This is a genomic window from Alcanivorax sp. HI0044, assembly GCF_001634945.1.
In genome coordinates this window covers 1-1,429 of sequence record NZ_LWEZ01001859.1, presented here as the reverse complement: position 1 = coordinate 1,429, position 1,429 = coordinate 1, and the positions used below count along the sequence as shown (strand labels likewise).

The window sequence follows — 1,429 nt, the reverse complement described above, 5'->3', positions numbered from 1 at the left end:
CTCAAGCGACAATATTTCGAGCCGCATTGGTCGAAAAAGCGCGGCTGCGCCATGGCAAAGGAACAGGTCAATCTGTTCGGCCTGATTCTGGCCAGCGGCAGGCCGGTTAACTATGGACCCATTCACCCGCAAGAAGCCCGTGAGTTGATGATCCGTGAAGGCCTGGTCATGGGGCAGCTGACCCGGGAGCCGCCGTTTGTGAAAACCAATCGCAAGCGCTTTGAAGCACTGGAAGAGATGGAGCACAAACTGCGCCGTCGGGACATTTTGGTGGATGAAGAAGCGCGGGTGGCTTTCTACGACGCACGCCTGCCCGGTGACCTTCACACTGTCGCCGGGCTGATGAACTGGTACAGCAAACACGCCAGTGAGGAACAAAAAAATGCGTTGCTCATGGATGAGAGTTTTTTGCTTTCGCGAAGCCCGAATCTGGGCAATGACCAGTTTCCCGATCAGCTTAAACTTGATGGCCTTCGCCTTCCGCTGGAATACAGCTTCGATCCTACCGGGGAGCGTGACGGGGTCACCCTGATCGTGCCGCTGGCCGTGCTGAACCAGGTGTCCGAGGCGCGACTGGACTGGCTGGTGCCCGGTTTGCTCCGTGAAAAGCTGGAAGCGTTGATTCGGGCCTTGCCCAAGGCCCGCCGCCGCCATTTTGTTCCGGTGCCGGATTATGTCAGCGCCCTGATGGAAACCCTGACGCCGGATGAGCCGTTGCTGCCGGCCATGACCCGAGAACTGCAGCGCATGACCGGCCTTCGTATCGAGCTGGAGGAGTGGCAGGCGGCCACCTTGCCGGACCATCTGCGCATGTTTATTCAGGTGGTGGATCGCGTCGACGGCAAACGCAAGGTCCACGCCCAGGGGCGCAGCCTGGATGATGTAAAAGACCGGCTCGCTGGCGTCACCCGGGACTTGCCCAAACCTGTCGAAGCCGCGCCGGCATTGCGTGGTCAGGAGTGGCTGTTTGGTGAGCTGCCGGAAACCGAGGATCAGGATTTGGGAGGCATGACCGTACGTCGTTTTCCGGCCCTGGTGGATGTTGGCAGCGAGGTAGAGCTGCAGTATCGGGACGATGACGTCGAGGCCGCCTGGGCACACCGATGGGGCACGGCCCGCTTGTTGAGCTTCAAACTGTCGGTGCAGCTACGGGATCTGCGCAAGCAGGCCTCGCAAATGGCGGGTTTCCAGAAACTGAAAAGCGAGAAAGGCGCCATGGCCCGTAATGCGCTGGATCACGCCTTGCTGCGGTTATTGGCCGAACATTTCCGTCTGGATGAGCCGGTGCGTAACGAGGCGGCGTTTCGGGACCGACTCAATGCCCACCGTGGCGATTTTGTGCCCTGGGCACAGCAGCAATTGGCCACGCTGGGGACGCTGTTCGCGCACTACCGGCAGTTGATGGGGGCGCTGGAAAAGAACTTCCCGC

Annotated in this window: 1 protein-coding gene; it reads left to right on the top strand. The window is 60.2% G+C overall.

All coding sequences use genetic code 11. The annotated features are described in order from the left end of the window. Positions 1-51: 51 nt before the first annotated feature. The coding region (locus tag A3730_RS27685) for a DUF3418 domain-containing protein (protein WP_231884070.1) at positions 52-1,429 on the top strand (1,378 nt) is incomplete at its 3' end.